Origin of the sequence: Undibacterium sp. JH2W, assembly GCF_049340425.1 — a bacterium.
In the GTDB taxonomy this organism is placed as follows: domain Bacteria; phylum Pseudomonadota; class Gammaproteobacteria; order Burkholderiales; family Burkholderiaceae_D; genus Undibacterium.
The window spans coordinates 63382-82035 of the sequence record NZ_JBMPOT010000016.1; the positions used below are offsets into that span (position 1 = coordinate 63382).

General features: G+C 49.3%; 14 protein-coding genes. 12 read left to right on the forward strand and 2 right to left on the reverse strand.

The window, feature by feature from the left end:
• Positions 1–20: 20 nt before the first annotated feature.
• From ACO0LC_RS22345 to ACO0LC_RS22360, 4 genes are all read left to right on the forward strand, one after another.
• Positions 21–887 (forward strand): hypothetical protein, encoded by an 867-nt coding sequence (locus ACO0LC_RS22345; protein ID WP_423007240.1) that lies wholly within the window; start codon positions 21–23, stop codon positions 885–887.
• Between the two features lie 677 nt (positions 888–1564).
• Complete coding sequence (gene fabI / locus ACO0LC_RS22350; protein WP_423007242.1) at positions 1565–2344, forward strand: enoyl-ACP reductase FabI; 780 nt, start codon at positions 1565–1567, stop codon at positions 2342–2344.
• A gap of 17 nt (positions 2345–2361) precedes the next feature.
• Entirely contained in the window at positions 2362–3783 is a 1422-nt protein-coding gene (locus ACO0LC_RS22355; protein ID WP_423007244.1) for a bifunctional enoyl-CoA hydratase/phosphate acetyltransferase, read from the forward strand.
• Complete coding sequence (locus ACO0LC_RS22360; RefSeq protein ID WP_423007246.1) at positions 3780–5006, forward strand: acetate/propionate family kinase; 1227 nt, start codon at positions 3780–3782, stop codon at positions 5004–5006. Before ACO0LC_RS22355 ends, ACO0LC_RS22360 begins: the two co-directional genes overlap by 4 nt.
• 84 nt (positions 5007–5090) lie before the next feature.
• Here ACO0LC_RS22360 and ACO0LC_RS22365 read toward each other — a convergent pair whose 3' ends face one another.
• Complete coding sequence (locus tag ACO0LC_RS22365) at positions 5091–5315, reverse strand: hypothetical protein (protein ID WP_423007248.1); 225 nt, start codon at positions 5313–5315, stop codon at positions 5091–5093.
• Between the two features lie 476 nt (positions 5316–5791).
• On the reverse strand, positions 5792–8362 hold the full coding sequence (locus ACO0LC_RS22370) for a cation-translocating P-type ATPase (protein WP_423007250.1): 2571 nt from the start codon (positions 8360–8362) through the stop codon (positions 5792–5794).
• Positions 8363–9301: 939 nt separating this feature from the next.
• Between ACO0LC_RS22370 and ACO0LC_RS22375 the strand changes: the two genes are divergently transcribed.
• The 8 genes from ACO0LC_RS22375 to ACO0LC_RS22410 all read left to right on the forward strand — a co-directional run bounded on the left by ACO0LC_RS22375 (position 9302) and on the right by ACO0LC_RS22410 (position 18617).
• Positions 9302–10462, forward strand: a complete 1161-nt coding sequence (locus tag ACO0LC_RS22375; protein ID WP_423007252.1) for an Acg family FMN-binding oxidoreductase — start codon at positions 9302–9304, stop codon at positions 10460–10462.
• Positions 10463–10466: 4 nt separating this feature from the next.
• Positions 10467–11312 carry a DUF6920 family protein gene (locus tag ACO0LC_RS22380; protein ID WP_423007255.1) on the forward strand — a complete coding sequence of 282 codons (846 nt, stop codon included), beginning with the start codon at positions 10467–10469 and terminating at the stop codon, positions 11310–11312.
• A gap of 400 nt (positions 11313–11712) precedes the next feature.
• Positions 11713–12204 carry a response regulator gene (locus ACO0LC_RS22385; RefSeq protein WP_423007257.1) on the forward strand — a complete coding sequence of 164 codons (492 nt, stop codon included), beginning with the start codon at positions 11713–11715 and terminating at the stop codon, positions 12202–12204.
• Positions 12205–12603: 399 nt separating this feature from the next.
• Positions 12604–13986 (forward strand): NAD-dependent succinate-semialdehyde dehydrogenase, encoded by a 1383-nt coding sequence (locus ACO0LC_RS22390; RefSeq protein WP_423007259.1) that lies wholly within the window; start codon positions 12604–12606, stop codon positions 13984–13986.
• A 332-nt stretch (positions 13987–14318) separates the two neighbouring features.
• On the forward strand, positions 14319–15353 hold the full coding sequence (locus ACO0LC_RS22395) for a zinc-dependent alcohol dehydrogenase (RefSeq protein ID WP_423007261.1): 1035 nt from the start codon (positions 14319–14321) through the stop codon (positions 15351–15353).
• 9 nt (positions 15354–15362) lie between these two features.
• A complete protein-coding gene (locus ACO0LC_RS22400; RefSeq protein WP_423007263.1) occupies positions 15363–16844 on the forward strand; it encodes an NAD(P)H-hydrate dehydratase in 1482 nt (493 codons plus the stop codon).
• Between the two features lie 11 nt (positions 16845–16855).
• On the forward strand, positions 16856–17839 hold the full coding sequence (locus tag ACO0LC_RS22405; protein ID WP_423007265.1) for a zinc-dependent alcohol dehydrogenase family protein: 984 nt from the start codon (positions 16856–16858) through the stop codon (positions 17837–17839).
• A gap of 124 nt (positions 17840–17963) precedes the next feature.
• A complete protein-coding gene (locus ACO0LC_RS22410; RefSeq protein WP_422977673.1) occupies positions 17964–18617 on the forward strand; it encodes a BON domain-containing protein in 654 nt (217 codons plus the stop codon).
• Positions 18618–18654 lie beyond the last annotated feature (37 nt).

Genomic DNA, 18654 nt, shown 5'->3' on the forward strand with positions numbered 1-18654 from the left:
TTGAGGTTATTAAAAGCGATATGGCTAACAACGATACAAAACAGAATAAGAGATCAAGTGAAATGAGTAATCGGGTTTCCGACTACTGGAAATATTTCCTGCTTACTCTTAGCGCAATAGCTTTAGTTACTGGAATCGGCTATCTGTTGTATGGATTCACAGCAAATGGCACAGCCCTGGCTGCATTGGGCATGGCAATTTCCGTATTGGCTATTCCAGAGCGATTCGATTCATTCAAGGCTTTAGGATTTGAAGCAAAATTGAGAGAGGTCAAAAATGATCTCCATGATCAATTAAAAGCAGAATTCCTTGAGTCATCCCGAATTCATGCAAATTTCTTGTTTCAGCAATTGTCCTTACTTGGACGGCGGAAAACCGAGCCAAGAGTGCAGAGTCTGGAGAAAGCCAAAAGAATCTTCAATCATTTGTCAGATATTGGAATGTCTGCGGAAGAACTGGAAGAAGTGAGCAAGCCCTGGCATCGGTCGGTTTTTATTGATCTTATTTCACCAGCGGATAAAGCTATTCATGCCTGTTTAAGTCTGTTGACGCAGCACCGTTTTGAATTACAGAGATATGGTGCAGACAATAGTGAGGCAATCAGGTTAACTGAACAAGCAATAGCCATTCGTGGGAAGATGCTAAACATATTTAATGCCGATCCAGAAGACTTGCTGAAATCTATGCAGGAAGTCCTGCTAGCAATTCGCGGCGCAAATCTAGGTGAAGCACAGGGTCATTATAATGATTCTTTCGGGGAGGCCGAATCATGCCTCGGCTATGCGCAGGATTACTGGAAGGCGAAGGCCCTGAAAAATGAAGCATATTGGAAGACGCTGGTCACTCTTGATAACGACATTTGGCAGCAGTTTTCAAACTCTGTTTAATCCTCATGAATATACTCGCGGTAGAAGACCTGGCTATACCGGAAGTATTGGATTTGTCGTCTGGGTTGCATATGTCAGCTCATCAAGTCAGCGGCACTGACTATGAGAAACTCATCCAGCTTCGTATGAAGAAAAAAGAGGGGCTAAAGAATGGGATGCCTCTCTATGCTTGCTCAGTCTGTGGAATTGCGGTGAGCTTGCTAAGGAACAAGATGAGCCGCCATTTTTTCTTTAGACATCTGAAGGAAGATGGACGGTGTCTGCAAATTTCTCGTGGTGAATTATCCAGGGAGGAGATCAATGCGCGCAAATACAATGGTGCAAAGGAAAGTGCACTGCATTGGAGAATGAAGTCCTTAGTAGCACAATCTCTGGCCGTAGATAAAGGATTTTCCGACATCAAGATAGAAGAGAGGTGGAAGGGAGGCCTGTCCGGCGAGTGGCGCCAGCCTGATATTTGTGCTACATATCGGGGAATAAAGATTGTATTTGAAATTCAACTTTCGACGACTTACCTGGATGGCATTGTAGAGCGGATCAGAACGAAGTTTGATCCGCATCAATGTTTTGGCCTTGCGCTGACCAGTTTCTGGCATGCGCAAGCAAGATGGCGCTCGCAGCTTATTCATGCAGCTTATTTATGCAACTTTCCTACATCACCCGGATCGGTAAAACAAATGACTGAAGCAAGTTCTTCTTTTTCATTACAAGGCAAGCGTGGCATTATCATTGGCTTGGCCAATGAACACAGCATCGCCTATGGCTGTGCTGCCATGCTACGGCAACTGGGCGCAAAGATGGTGTTATCCTGCGTGAATGACAAAGCCCGGCAATTCGTGGCACCACTGGTAGGCGCGCTTGAATCAAGCTTGGTGGTGTGCGATGTTGAGCAGGATGGTTCACTGGAAGCGCTGGTTGATGCCGCAGCCAAAGAATTGGGTGAGTTCGACTTTGTCATTCATTCCATCGCCTGGGCACCGCTGGATGATTTGCATGGTCGCGTCATCGACAGTTCCAGTGCTGGCTTCTCGCGTGCCATGAATGTGTCCTGCCATTCATTTGCCCGCCTCGCTAAATTATGCGAACCACATTTGAGCAAGAATGCCAGTATCATGACCATGACCTACTTGGGGGCAGACGAAGCAGTTGCTCATTATGGCATCATGGGCCCGGTCAAGGCTGCGCTGGAATCAACAGTACGTTACCTGGCGACCGAGCTTGGCGCCAGGGGTACGCGGGTACATGCCATTTCCCCAGGCCCTGTGCCTACCCGCGCCGCATCGGGTTTGCAGGATTTTGATGCATTGATGCAAAAAGCCATAGCCCGCTCACCTTTGTGCCGGCTGGTGACGCTGGATGAAATCGGCAGACTGGCCGCCTTTCTGGTCAGCGATGCATCCTCAGGCATGACAGGGCAAACCCTGTATGTTGATGGTGGTTATCACATCGTGAATTGATGAAAGTCCAGATTCCAATGAATACCATAAACACTGATTTGAACGAGCCAGACATCATTTCCAACGTGGTGTACGAAGATTTGCAAATAGGGCAGAGCGCCAGCCAGGTACGTACATTGACCAATGCCGATATCCAGGCTTTTGCCACTGTCTCTGGTGATGTCAATTCTGCCCATCTGGATGCCGAGTATGCAGCGCATACCTTGTTCCATGGCGTCATCGCTCACGGCATGTGGGGCGGGGCGCTGATTTCCACTATCCTTGGCACGCGCCTGCCTGGGCCAGGTACGATTTACCTGGAACAGAATCTGCACTTTGCCAAGCCTGTACGCATAGGCGACACCTTGACTGTGTCAGCTACCGTCGTGGCAAAAGACGACGAAAAAAAGCGCGTGACCCTGGACTGCGAAATCATCAACCAGAAAGGTGACAGGGTCGTCTATGGCAATGCCCTGGTCATCGCCCCGACAGAAAAAGTCAGCCGTCCGCGTACACGTCTGCCCACCATGACCATGTTTGACTTGGGTGAACGCCAGCGCCACCTGCTGGACAGTGTCAAGGATTTGCCGGCGATACGCTGCGCGGTTGTTCATCCCTGTGATGCAGACTCCTTGCAAGGGGCAGTGGATGCCGCCAGGCAGGGCTTGATCATCCCGGTGCTGGTCGCCCCACTGGAAAAACTGCTCACCGTTGCTGCAGCCGCAAATATTGATATCACAGGATTTGAAAAAGTTGATGCTCCACATAGCCATGGCGCTGCCGACATAGCAGCCGAAATGGCTGCCAAAGGCCAGGTAGAAGCCTTGATGAAAGGCAACTTACATACTGATGAACTCATGCATGCCGTGGTTGAATGCACTGCCTTGCGCACTGGTAAGCGGTTGTCACACGTTTATCATTTGGATGTACCCATGTATCACAAGCTCTTGTTGCTGACAGACGCCGCTCTGAATATCTATCCCACCCTGCCAGAAAAAGCTGACATACTGCAAAACGCCATCAACCTGGCTCACGCACTGAACATCCCCCTACCCAAGGTCGCCCTGTTGTCGGCGGTAGAAACTGTTAACCCTAAAATCATGTCTACGATTGATGCTGCTGCTTTGTGCAAAATGGCGGAACGGAAACAAATCACTGGCGCAATTGTTGATGGCCCGCTGGCATTTGACAATGCCATCTCTGCCCGTGCTGCGCAGATCAAGGGCATCGTCTCTGCCGTCTCTGGAGATGTTGATATTCTCATGGTGCCGGATCTGGAATCGGGCAATATGCTGGGCAAGCAATTTGAATATCTGGCTGGCGCTGCAACTTGTGGTGTCGTCCTGGGTGCCAAAGTGCCCATTGCATTGACCAGTCGTGCCGATGGGCCATCTTCCAGAGTTGCTTCAGCCGCACTGGTCAAATTGCTGGCACACGAGTACCGGAAGAATGCGCCATGAAAAACCCGGTTATCCTCTCCGTGAATTCAGGTTCATCCAGCATCAAGTTTGCCTTGTACCCATACACGAAGGCGGGAGTCATACGCAGCAATCTGACTGGCGTGATTGAGGGCCTGCAACCCGGTGGCAAGCCCGTCATAGAATTCTGCGCAGGTACTGAAGTGCAGCAATTGACTCTGGACGAAGCCGCAATCAAGGCGGCAGATGGTGACCAGTTTTCTGCTGCATTAGCAGCCCTGCACGGCTTGTTGATGAGCCATAGCGCAGACATACAGATTGCCGCCGTTGCCCACCGCATAGTCCACGGTGGTGAACGCTTTTCATCTTCCATTATCATTGATGATGATGCCCTTGCTTACCTGCATACCCTCGATACGCTGGCCCCCCTGCATCAGCCGCATAACCTGGAAGGAGTAACCGCCTTTCGTCGTGCCTATCCCGGCATACCGCAAATAGCCTGTTTTGATACTGGCTTCCATGCCGATATGCCTGCACGCGAAACCACGCTGGCTTTACCGCAATCTCTGCGTGCCATTGGCATACGCCGTTACGGTTTTCACGGCCTGTCTTACCGCTATGTCGCCAGCCACCTGGCCCAGCAATCGGCACGCGCTTTTGATCCTGCTGCCGGGCGCGTCATCATGCTGCACCTCGGCAATGGTGCCAGCGCCTGCTCCATGAAAAACGGCAAAAGCATCGCCACCTCCATGGGCTTTTCTGCACTCGACGGCCTGATGATGGGCACCCGCTGCGGCGCACTCGACCCCGGCGTCTTGCTACACCTGATACAGCAGGGCTGGGATGCAAAGCGCATAGAAACAACTCTGTATAAAGAATCCGGCCTGCTTGGCGTATCAGGCATCTCCGCCGACATGCGCACCCTGCGCGCCAGCAACGACCCGCAAGCCAGCTTCGCGATCGATTTATTCACCTATCGCGTCATACGCGAATGCGGCGCATTAAACGCCTGTTTGAACGGCCTGGATGTGCTGGTGTTTACAGGCGGTATAGGCGAGCACGATGCTGTATTAAGGCAGCAAGTGGCAGAGGGGCTGGCGTATCTTGGTGTGCAAGTTGATGCAAACAAAAATAGCGCAGCGCGTGGTGACGATATCATGGCAATCCATACTCCGAACAGCAGCATAGAAGTCTGGGTGGTGCCTACTGATGAGGGACGTATCGCTGCAATGGATGCGCAGCAGCTACTCCACCCCAAGCAATGAGGTGAACTTTCCAAGTGACTCTAAGTGATTACATAGCAGACTTGGAACCGAAACAAAGTTTGCCGTGATATCAGAAATCTTAGCTCACTCTAGTTTTGCTGCTTGCGCCGATCTCTTCTTGATCACTTCAATTTTGGTTTTCAAGGTTTGTAATTCCTTTAGCGATTCAAGGGCTTTGGGAGACAGGTTTTCTGTCTCTTTCACGATGTCCAATAACACATCAGTGATCTGACCAAGCTGAGTACCATATGACGCTAGCTGAAATACCTGCGCTTCTATTCCTGCATCCCCTGAAACAGGCGGAATCATATTTTAGAACCAGGTCGTATTCGGCTCTATGCTTTGCGCAACGCTGCCACTCCAGGGGAAGTGAACCTGTGGTGACCAAACCCATAACCATGGATACATGATAGCTCCTTGTTTTGATGAGAATTTCAATAAACAATCACAGGCTACTTGAAACAAGGACGTCCTTTATTGACAGTATACATCACTAAAGATTACGACTGGCTGGACCATTATGTTGGTCAGAACCAGAAGGTTATTTTTCAGAAATCAAGCGTATCAGTACATCTTTAAAAAATTAGTAAAATCCTTAGCAAGGATCATAAAACAATATAATAATCTAATTGGCCATTCGAAATTTTGAACAGAATATCGCCTTCACAATTGGTATTGCAAGCGTCCACATTATTGTTTTGCATTTTCTGATCACTTGCCTTACCGTTACTTTCAAGTACCCAAACATCATTCCTGAGATTAAGCTGTGAGCGAAAGATTAGAAATCATTTCATAAATACTCTGGAGGTCGCCATCAGAGTGATGCAAAGCAGCGCGGCAAGCAAGCTGATTGCCAATTGAGCGAACGGTAATCTGGAAAAATAAAACAGCTTGACTAATTCAGGTAAAAACAGCGCCAAAGACAACACTGCGACAGCAAATGTTACCACCCACCACAACACTGGGTTGGGTAGACGCAAACTATGCAAAATATTGGCTGACAAACTACGGTTGATGAAAATAAGACCTATATTGCCTATCACCATGGCCGTGAATGCCATAGTCCTGGCTTGATTCACTTCCATCGGTTGTTGCAGGGCCAGGTAGTAAATTGCCAGTATGGTTAAGAGCAAAGCTGAACCTTGCAGTAAACCCTTGAGTAAGGTTTTGCGGTTAAAGATGCTTGCATTGGTGGCGCGTGGTAGCCTATGCATGACATCTTTTTCTTCCACCTCTGCTTCAAATACCAGTGAACAGGTAGGGTCGATAATGAGTTGTAAAAACAAAATATGCACAGGCATTAGCATGACAGGCCAACCCATCATGACCGGGATAACCGACATGCCAATGACAGGGATGTGAACGGCAACGATAAAACAAATGGTTTTTCTCAGGTTATCAAAGATCCTGCGACCTGATTTGACGGCTGCGACGATGGATGAAAACTCATCATCCAGTAATACCAATGCAGCAGACTCACGCGCCACGTCAGTGCCACGCTTGCCCATGGCAATACCTATGTTTGCAGCTTTCAGCGCAGGGGCATCATTCACCCCATCACCCGTCATGGCAACGACTTCTCCGGCGGCTTTGAAGGCATTTACCAGACGCAGTTTTTGCTCCGGGGCGACACGGCAAAATATGGCTACGTCGGCAATGCGTTGCTGCAATTGCGTCTCATCCATGTCGTTGAGTTCTGCCCCGGTGATGATGCCCCCGGTAACTGGCAAGCCACACTGTGCTGCAATATTTTTTGCGGTTGCAGGATAGTCACCAGTAATCATCACTACCCGTATCCCGGCAGTCTGACATTCATGGATAGCTTCTGGCACTCCGGGACGTATCGGGTCTGCCATTGCTATCAGACCGACCAGTTCAAAATCAAAATCATGCTGGATGTCAGGCAGTTCAGCGTCCCCTATGTTCTCGATGATAATGGGCGCATGGGCGGCCTTGAATTTTGCTTTGGCAACACCGAGTACACGTAGCCCTTTTTCAGCCATCAAGTTGACTTGTTCCAGCAATGCTTCTACTTCATCGGTTGGCAAATGGCAAAGGTCGGCGATAGCCTCGGGCGCTCCTTTGGTGGCAATGACATACTGCTCCCTGTCTTCCGATGCCCATACTCTAGACATGGCCAGCAATTCCTTTGACAGTGGATATTCTTCGACCAGTCCCCAGCCCGCGTGCAAATGCTCGGTTTTGCCGAGCATGTTGTTACCGGCCTTCTGGATAGCCACTTCCATAGGGTCAAACGGCTCACGGTGGCTGGCCAGAATGGCGAACTCAAGCACTTCATGAAATTCTTCTGGCAAATCAGATGTCGGCTGCTGGCAGTCAATGACTTTATTCCCTGAGAATAATAGTACTACCTCCATTTTATTTTGCGTCAGCGTGCCGGTTTTGTCCGTGCATAAAACTGTCGTTGCTCCAAGAGTCTCTATGGCTGGTACTCTGCGTGTCAATACCTGCTGCTTTGCCATGCGCCATGCGCCTATTCCCAGGAAGAGGGTTAATACGACTGGTAATTCTTCAGGTATCAAGGCCATTGCAAAAGTAAGACCTATCAGTACCCCATCCAGCCAAAGATGACGACTTAATCCATACCAGATTGCCAATAATACAGCCATGCCCAGGCTGGAGAGGGCGACATATTTGACTACCTTGCGGGTTTCAACTTGCACCCGCGTGGGCTCTATTTCGACCGACGATAAGGCTGCGCCTATCTTGCCTAAGGCAGTCTGGCCACCTGTTGCCAGCACTTGCGCCAACCCTTTGCCTTGCACTACCAGGCTACCAGAAAAGACAAAAGGCGTATCTTCACCTCCAGCTTGTCCCATTAGTGCTGGTAAAACTTCCTGGGCGGCTTTATTGACAGGAACAGATTCACCGGTCAGCAGGGATTCATCGACAGTCATATTCAAGCAAGACAACAAGACAGCATCTGCGGCTATCCTGTCGCCTTCGGCCAGTACAAGCATATCGCCAGGAACCACTTCACGGCCTGCTATCCGTATTTGTTGGCCATCCCTGATCACCAGCGCCCGCGGGCTGGATAAGTCACGTAAGGCCTCCAGCGCACGCTCAGTTTTGTGCTCCTGATAAAAAGTTATTGCGATGATGACAAAAACAAAAGCCAGAAGCACCAGCGCTTCTCGCAAGTCTCCCAGTAATAGATAAATGCTGCCACAAGCGATTAACAGCAAGAGCATAGGTTCACTTAATACTGTCCAGGCAATTGCCCAGACCTTGCGTGGCTTGGCTGATGGCAACTCGTTGGGACCCATTGCCAGAAGTCGCTCGCTTGAAGCGGCAGAGCTAAGTCCGGTGGTTGCAGCAAGCTCAGGTGTTGCCATGTCAGCGCCTGTCAATGGTAATTCAAAGTTACAGCTTTACAGAGATAAGCAGGCTGGCATATTGATAAATCGCAAAGCTACGGCATTGAAGCAGGAAGTAGAACTCATTTCATCAATAGGAGTGGGTGCGGCCAAGTCGATTTGAGGTGTAGTGCAAGGCAACGCGAAGGATGACACAACCACCTTCAGCATTTGAGACCTGACCTGTCTTTGATAGATGAATATAGTATTGATGAAGAATTTTAACTTGTGACATATGGGCTCGCTTGCCTGCCTTAGATTCCAGAGACTTATCGCTAAACCGCTTGACCAAATCCTCACATATGTCCCATCGCTGGAATCGCTCTGGTGGCGATGTGCCAGGCGAATAAAATTTACTGTCGAATTCCGTCAGCAGCAATTTGGCTTGAACCCCTAAGTTTGCGCCGAGCAATACTGTAGTCGGAAACTATCAGCGATCTGATATGCAATTTACCTGTAGGACTGGCTGTGAACGGAAATACTTCAACATCGCACTCTAATCTTGATTAGATCCTAACGTTTATTTAGAACTTCTTGTAAGGGAAGTTGCTTTCCTGGTTCAGTTTACTCATGGTGTGAATCAAATGGTCATTACCGAAATGAATCGCAAAATGATGGCTGGAAGAAAAATTTCTACTATGCATGGGAAGTTTTTTAAAGACGCTGGCCGCTTTGAGTTGAAAAATCGCTAGCATCAGTAAGGCATATCTTCACAAGATGCTTCGTTGCTCCAAAAACTCTTTCGATATAAGGAAAAATTCAGTTTCCTTATGCCTCTATGATACGTCCAGATTGTCGGATTTATGCTGGCTAGTAACCACAAACAGTAAGTGTGTCAGCGCACAGAGTCAGCCTTAAGCAACGCGCATGATGATTGATTATGGAAGCTTAAACGCATGTACGCAAGAGGAGCAGCACATGGATCGTCGTACGTTCGTTCAGGTAGCCGGTGGCGGCTTTATCGTCTCTGCTGCATTTGCCTCCGCAGGATGCGCTCAACACATGCCTGCCGTTGCCATTGAGTCGTGGCGCGGCCCAGGCCAAGAAGCTGACCTCAGACGCTGGATAATCGGCTATGCGATCTTGGCACCGCACTCCCACAATTTGCAATCATGGATTGTAGATTTGCGTACACCGAATGAGATAGTATTGCGTTGCGACCTGACCCGCCTATTGCCAGAGACTGACCCATTCTCGCGGCAAATTATGATGAGCCATGGTACCTTTCTTGAGCTGTTGGATCTGGCAGCACGTGAGCGGGGTCTGAGAGCCGATATTTCACTGTTTCCAGAAGGCGTGTTTGGCTCGTCCACGCTTGATCAACGACCGGTCGCGCGTATAAGGCTGGTGCCTGATCCCTCTTTAATCCGAGACCCCCTATTTGCTCAAATACTGAATCGGCGAACCAATCGTAGTGTTTATGACTCTGCCAAGCGCGTGCCGTCGGAGGCATGGCAAGCGATGTCGGAGAGTGTTAAACCGAATTCCTTGCGTATTGGATTCGTTGGCCTGGATCAGCCTGATGCGCTACATCGTCATCGTTCCATTGCTGCCGAAGCATGGCGTATCGAACTGAGTACGGCGAGGGTAGTCATGGAAACGTACAAGGTGCTGCGTGTCGGAGGTGCGGAAATTGCACAACACCGAGATGGCTTGTTCGTGCTGGACCGATTCCCTGTCGTGATGAGCAAGCTTGGGCTATTCAACCGCGGCAAGCCGCCCGCACCATCCGACTACGCCACCACCAGCCAGATCAAAGATTTCAATACAAAGCTCGACTCAACACCAGGGTTTTTGTGGATGGTTACCGATGGCAATGACCGCGTGACCCAGGTTAATGCAGGTCGCGCCTATGTTCGTGTGCAACTTGCTGCCACTGCCGCAGGAATCGCTTTGCAGCCACTTTCGCAGGCCTTAGAGGAATATCCAGAACAGGCCAAACCCTATGCAGATATTCGCAGTTTACTCAATGTATCTCATCCGGACAGCACCGTGCAGATGTGGGCTCGTGCTGGTTTTGCACCGCCAGTCGGACCCGCGCCACGTCGTGGGATTGACGCACAACTGCTAAAGGGATGAGCTGATGATCATTCTGGCCTACATGATAGCGTTGGTGGTTTCGGCTACAGCTGTCGCTTTGACACAGGGCCGCTTGCGCTGGCAGCGCAGGAGCTTCGAACTGTCCGAGAAAATGCAAGCTGCCTGTCGTCCCTTTTCCAGAAAATTCTATGATTCAGTCGAAATCGCAGATCTACCGTTACCAGTGAAACGCTACTTTGAGACCGCATTGCGCGAGGGGCAGGCAATGATCGCCATTGTTCGGTTTACACAGCAAGGGACGTTTCGGCAAAACGAGAAGAAGGACAACTGGCAACCGTTCCAGGCTATCCAGTTCGTGACAACGCATCCGCCAGGATTTGAATGGGATGCGCGCATCAGGATGGCCCCAGGCATCTATGTCTGGGTTCGGGATGCCTATGTTCTTGGTGCCGGATCTTTGCGTGCTGCCTTACTCGGTCTTATAACAGTGGCAGACCTACGTGATACTGCGGCGTTGGCAAGCGGCGAGCTGATGCGTTATCTGGCCGAGGCGGTTTGGTATCCAACAGCACTGCTGCCTAGCCAGGGTGTGCTATGGCAAAGCATCGATGAAACCTCCGCAAGGGCGACTCTCAGTGATGGCACAACTACTGTCTCGCTAGATTTTAGATTCGGGGCAGATGGCTTGATCGCTGAAGTATGGTCTAAATCCCGTTCGCGAACGGCAACGGAGTCGGCACCATGGCTTTGCCGTTTAGGTACGTATGAAAAGCGTTTCGGTATGTCTATCCCGCTGCTGGGTGAGGTGGAGTGGGAATTGCCGGCGGGACCGGCACCATACTTTAAGGGGCGATTGACAAACATTGATTATGAGTTCGTAAGCCAGTAAACAATTCATTCTGCTGATTAATTCGATCTAACGTCACTATTTTAATGGGAAATTGTTTCCAAATCTTCTCAATCAAATCACTTGCTTGGGATTATCATCGACCTATTCAGTCTGAGTAAATCCATTCTCTATGATTTACAGAGATATCTTTGGTCTAGCACCTTGATGTAAATCAAACGATTTGTCGTTTGCACTCATATGTCCCATTACTGTTGCGCAATGAAATGAAATGCGTATAAGTGTGATGTCGCACAGACCAGAGCTCACATAAGGTTTAATCTCACCTGTGCACTTACTAAAGATAAAACTTTTGTTTAACCAAGAGTTTTCCAACTTGGACTATTTTGGGTGTGTATAGATTTTTCTATGATCTCCAACTAATTGTAAAGAGGCTCCTGATTTGTCTAATACACATATTTGCAGTCAAGAAACTATTTTTTCCACGCAAAAAATCCGACCTGATTATCGTAAAGTGCTTTATATCGAAGACCATCCGGCAAATTTAGCTTTGGTAGGTAACTTACTGGCGAGACGCCTTGACTGGAAGTTGCTAACAGCTAGGGATGGCAATCTTGGTATTACGATAGCCCGCACTAATCAACCGGACGTTATCTTGATGGATATTAACTTGCCCGGTATTAGCGGCTTCGAAGCATTAGAAATTTTGCTTGCATGTCCAGAAACTGCGCATATTCCCGTCATTGCATTATCGTCAGATGCGTTTCCGCATCAGATAGAAAAAGGTATCAAGGCCGGATTTTTTCGGTATTTGACCAAACCATACAAGCTCGATCATTTGATGGGTGCGTTGGATGATTCCATCTATTTTTCTTTAAATAACTGTGGTTACTCGGCAACCAATCCAGGCGAAGAGGCCACCGTTCTAACGTAAAAAAAGACCGAAACATAGTAACCGTAATCCCAAGCAGCACAAGCACTATTTTCCTATTTACTTTGTTCTTTTCTGCGTCGCCACCTCAACCTGATAAGGCTACTGTTCCTTCACTGGTAGTCTGAATATTCACTCCATTTTTCCAGTATTTATCGCCGACAAATCGGTAACAAGGATGTTCTTACAAGCACGTGACGGCTTCAAATTCTTTCTCTAATCGTCGCTGCCAAATGTCGTGATAGTCCTTACATTGCGATATTTTTAATATGCGTGCCACCGTACCGAAGGCTATTGCATAGAAGTCCACTATCGGACGATTAGATTTACCTTGCAAACGATCATTCTCAGCAATATTGCAGAGAACGAAGCCTTTGCAATTACTCAGAAAGAGTTCACATCATGGCCTATCAAAGCATCAACCCGAACGACGGTAAGATCATTAAAACATTTGAGCATTTCAATAAATCTCAACTTGAAAAATCACTCGCTACTGCTGAATCATGTTTTCAAGCATGGAGACATACGAGCTACAAAGACCGCGCCGCTATCGTAAATAGGGCAGCCAAGCTTATGGCTGCGAATGTGGATGATTTCGCCAAGCTGGCAACGCTGGAGATGGGCAAGCGCATCAACGAGGCGCGCGGTGAAGTTATATTCAGCGCTGATATCCTGACCTATTACGCAGATCATGCTGAAAGCTTTCTCAAGCCAATGACGTTGAGCCCGAAAGTCGGAGAGGCACACATGGAAAGCAGCCCATTTGGTGTGCTCTTTTGCGTTGAGCCATGGAATTTCCCGTATTACCAACTTGCGCGTGTCGCCGGACCGCAATTAATGGCTGGTAATGTCGTGGTAGTGAAGCATGCAGGCTGTGTACCGCAATGTGCGATTGCCTTTGAAAAGCTCTGGATTGATGCTGGTGCTCCTGTGGGAACTTATACGAATTTACTGATTACACATGAACAGTCAGAGGCCGTGATCGACGATCCACGTATCAGAGGAGTGGCATTGACCGGGAGTGTTACGGCGGGACGGGCCGTTGCTGCCCGAGCTGGGCAAAATCTCAAAAAGACTTCGATGGAATTAGGGGGTAGTGATGCGTTTATCGTGCTTGAAGACGCTGACCTCGAAACAACTATTCCATGGGCGGTCTGGGGAAAAATGTATAACGGTGGTCAAACTTGTTGTGCTGCGAAGCGTTTTATTGTGGTCGACTCTATAGCTGACGAATTTCTTGAGAAATTCTCGTCTGCATTGTCTGCATTAATACCAGGTGATCCGATGGACGAATCAACCACGCATGGGCCTTTATCGACAGAAGAAGCATTACTTCAATTAATTAAGCAGGTTGACGGTGCCGTGAAACATGGTGCCAAGCTAGTGATGGGAGGTAAGCGTCTTAACCGCGCTGGCTCCTTTATGGAAATTACGATGCTCACTGACATCAAGCCAGAAAATCCAGCTTTCCGCGATGAATTCTTTGGACCAGTGGTTTGCTTCTACCGTGTCAAAGACGAAGCAGCCGCCATTGCGTTAGCAAACGATTCCGACTTTGGCTTGGGCGGGTCAGTATTCACCAAAGACATCGCGCGTGGCAAACGTATTGCAAGCCAGGTCGATACCGGCATGATGTTTATTAATAATCTCGATTGGGCAGATGCTGAACTTCCGTTTGGCGGGATCAAATACTCCGGTTACGGACGCGAATTGGGCAACATGGGAATACAGGAATTCGTGAATAAGAAGTTGGTCCGTATTGCAGATCACGCTGCCCCCAACTGATTGACGAAAAAATTCAATCATGTACATCAACAACGTCTCAGTTTTAACAAAGCCACTTGCACGCAGGTGTCGCGTGGCACTCGAGCCTCCTTTGACTTCGACAATAAACGAAGCGGGCGACGGTTCTCATCGTTTGAGGGGAACCTTAACAATGAAATCTCAAGAAGGTAGATTGTCTGATACCAAAAACCAGATTAGCTATCAGAGCGGATCCTCGGACTGATTTCGTCCACTTTCAGCAATTTGATACATCCAGATGTAAAACCCATATTGGGGTCGTTGTCTTACCACATCGCAGGTTGCGAGCTTACGTAAGCTCAAAGGAGATATTCATGACACAAAAAATGCAAGCGGCAGTTGTCGAAAATTTCGGTAAGCCATTAGCTATCAGAGAATGGGACATTCCCCAACCTGGTCCCGGCCAGATTCTCATAAAAACCGAAGCCTGCGGTGTTTGTCACACGGATTTACATGCTGCCAATGGTGATTGGCCGCTCAAGCCTGCATTACCATTCATTCCAGGGCACGAAGGCATAGGCGTTGTTACTGCCCTAGGTAAAGGAGTAACTGCTGTAAAAGAAGGTGACCGGGTAGGCGTACCCTGGCTCTACTCGGCTTGCGGACATTGCGAATACTGCCTGGCTGCCCGTGAGCCGGTGTGTGCTAATGCCCAGTTTGGTGGTTATACGAAGAATGGCGGATTTGCCGAATTCATTGTTGCTGATCCAAATTATGTTGCGCACATTCCATCACACCTGGCATCACGAGATGCTGCACCGCTTATTTGTGCGGGCGTTACATCGTATAAGGGAATCAAAGAAACGCAAGCTAAACCCGGCGATTGGATTGTCATTTCCGGCGTTGGTGGCTTGGGACACTTAGCTGTTCAGTACGCAAAGGCGATGGGCTTGCATATATGTGCAGTCGATATTGATGACAGTAAACTCGCGCATGCAAAACGTCTCGGCGCGGATGCAGTTGTTAATGCCAAGGCCGAGGATGCGATTGAAGCAGTGAAGAAAGCCACTAGTGGCGGGGCGCATGGAGTACTGATTACCGCACCTTCGCTTGCAGCGTTCAAGCAGGGCGTAGGTATGACTCGCAAATGGGGCACCTGTGTATTGGTAGGGTTGCCGCCCGGGGAATTCCCGACGCCATTGTTCGATGTCGTCGCCAATTGCATCACGATTCGTGGTTCTTTCGTCGGCAATCGCCTGGACATGGCAGAAGCATTAGCTTTCGCAGTGGATGGTAAGGTCAAAGCGGATATTGAATTGCAACCACTGTCGGCGATCAATAAAGTATTCGAACGACTTGCGCATGGTGATGTACCCGCCCGTGTTGTGCTCGAATTTATCGATTCCTAGGGTAATCCAATGTCAATAGTCTTGAATACTTCCACGGCTTTGCTTACGGCAATTCAAATGGCTGAAGCGGATCGCTTGACTACTGCGAACGGCATCAGCGATATTGATCTGATGGAAAATGCAGGTCGCCCCGTCGCACAAGCAATCCTGCAACGCTGGGCAAGATGTCCTGTCATCGTTCTATGTGGCCCTGGTAGCAATGGTGGTGACGGCTTTGTAGTAGCCAGACGACTAGCTGAAGTCAACTGGCCTGTACGTATTGCATTATTGGTTCCGCGTGATCAACTTCGAGGCCCTGCTGCCCATCACGCAGCGCTGTGGCGGGGGGCCGTAGAATGCATGGCTCCAGAGTCACTTGATGGTGCGGAATTGGTTGTCGATGCAATTTTCGGGGCAGGGTTAAGTCGTCCGCTCGAAGGTGCTGCTGCTACCACGTTAGCCGCCGCAGCAGCTCGCAAGTTGCCAATCGTCGCGGTTGACGTACCTAGTGGCTTAATGGGTGACTCGGGTTTAAGTCTCGGTGCTGTAAAGTGTGTACTCACGGTAACTTGCTTTCGCAAGAAGCCCGGTCATCTGCTGTTGCCAGGACGATCGCTCTGCGGCGAAGTGGTAGTGGTCGACATTGGCACGCCGGTGTCCGTATTCGGTGAGGTCAATCCCGATACTTTTGAAAACGATCCAAGATTATGGGCAAGTGCTCTTCCTAAGCTCGCGGAAAATGACAACAAATATACGCGTGGACACGCATTGTTGATCGGCGGGTATCCAGCGACTGGTGCTGCGCGTATGGCAGCACGCGCTGCGGCACGCTCCGGCGCAGGACTGACTACCATAGCCGTGCCTGAGTTGGCATTGCCCATATACGCGGCTTCCCTGACCAGTATCATGGTAAGTCCCCTCGTGATTGCCGAAGATCTGCAATTGCTACTGTCAGATAGTAGATATACGGGATTTCTGATTGGCCCTGGCACAGGGTGTGGTCCGGCAACTCGTGTGCAGGTACAGGAAATCTTAAAGACGGGGCGACCCACTGTACTCGACGCTGACGCATTGTCGACTTTCCGGGATGATCTATCAGTGTTGTCTCGATCCATCATTGGACCCTGTGTGTTGACGCCCCATGAAGGCGAATTCACCCGCCTCTTCGATGTCAGCGGCGACAAGCTGACCCGGACCCGTGCTGCGGCACGAGCATGTGGCGCCATCATCGTTCTCAAAGGCAGCGATACAGTAATCGCGGCACCAGATGGAAGGGCCATTATCAATGCCAACGCACCACCCACCTTAGCTACTGCAGGTGCAGGAGACGTACTTGGCGGCATCATACTGGGCCTACTGGCACAAGGTATGGACCCCTTCCTGGCCGCCGCAGCATCAGTTTGGCTGCACGGTGCTGCTGCTAGTGCTTTCGGTCCAAAGCTATTAGCTGAGGATATTCCTGATCTGCTTCCAACAGTCTTTTCGCAATTACAAGCGTTACCTAGGTCATAGGTGAATTTATTATGCAAGCAATGGTATTGAACAAGATTGGTACTCCGCTTGAATGGACGAATTTACCTGATCGTGAACCAGGGCCAGGCGAAATTCGCGTGAAAATTGGTGCATGCGGCGTCTGTCGCACAGACTTGCATGTGGTTGATGGCGAATTGCCGACTCCGCAGGTACCGATAATCCCTGGACATGAAATTGTAGGGAGAATAGATAAAATAGGATTGGGGGTTGAGGGATTCACGTTGGGCGAGCGTATCGGAGTCCCTTGGCTTGGCCATACCTGCGGTGTTTGCCCATATTGCGTCGACAACCATGAAAATCTCTGTGATCGACCGATATTCACCGGATACACTCGCGACGGTGGTTTTGCGACGCACACGATTGTTGATGCCCACTTTGCCATACGACTAGGGGAAGTGGGCAGCGATGTGGACCTTGCGCCTTTGCTGTGTGCTGGCCTTATTGGGTGGCGTTCCTTAGGTATCGCTGGACCCGGCAGAAAGCTAGGACTGTATGGATTCGGCGCATCTGCACATATCGTGGCACAGGTAGCGAAATGGCAGGGACGCTCTGTATATGCTTTCACCCGCCCCAGTGATATTGCCACCCAAGCTTTTGCGCTTCATCTTGGCGTAAATTGGGCGGGAGGATCTGACGAATTGCCCACAGACCACCTCGATGCAGCGATTATTTTTGCACCCGACGGTGATCTAGTGCCTATTGCGTTAAAGGCGGTTCGAAAGGGTGGGCGTGTTGTATGCGCTGGGATTCACATGAGTGATATTCCCAGCTTGCCCTATCGCTTATTGTGGGAAGAGCGGCAACTTGTGTCGGTAGCAAACCTGACGCGGCAAGATGGAGCCGATTTTTTCCGACTAGCACCTCAGATTGGAATCGTTACCCACACCAACAGCTATCCCCTTAGCGAGGCAAATTCTGCGCTTGATGACCTTCGTGCCGGTCGGTTCGAAGGTGCAGCAGTGCTTGTTCCATAAGTGATTTCATTTGGAATTACGCGTAAAAAATATAAAAAAAGACTGCTATATGTTTGACATCGAACAGACCAAGCAACGAAATGCTTGTAGGCTAAATTTTCCTCAACTGTGAAAAGAGACAAAAATGAAAACCGATGCAAAACTGAAAGAAGACGTTAATGCTGAGTTGCAATGGGAGCCGTCTATTAATGCAGCAAGAATTGGTGTGGAGGTAAAGGATGGCATCGTGACTCTCGCTGGACATGTCGATAGTTATTCAGAAAAACTGGAAGTCGAACGCGCTACACAACGTGTCACTGGTGTTAGAGCGCTCGCTGTTGAGATCGAAATTGATTTGCCTGGCACTAGCCACAGGCATGATCGTGACATTGCCGCTACGGCACAAAACGTGCTGGGCTGGATGTCGATTTTACCGTATGGATCAGTCAAGATCATGGTTGAAAATGGCTGGATCACTCTCTCAGGAGAAGTTGATTGGGAATTTCAAAAGGTAGCAGCAGTCGTTGCCGTTCGTTACTTAATGGGTGTCAGAGGCGTGAGCGACGATATCCAGATTAAAAGTAAAGTGTTCCCTGGTGTCGTCAAATCAGAAATTGAAGCTGCATTGAAACGCAGCGCCATGGATGACGCAAAAAAAATAAACGTCGTAGTGGATAACGCTAATGTGACCTTGTCCGGAAAAGTAGGCAACTGGTCTGAGCGTGAATCTGCAAGGCATGCTGCATGGGGTACACCTGGTGTAAAAAAAGTAGTCGATAACATGACGCTGTCTTATTGATCCTCAAGCAATACCAGCATCTTTACTCGTCTTTGTA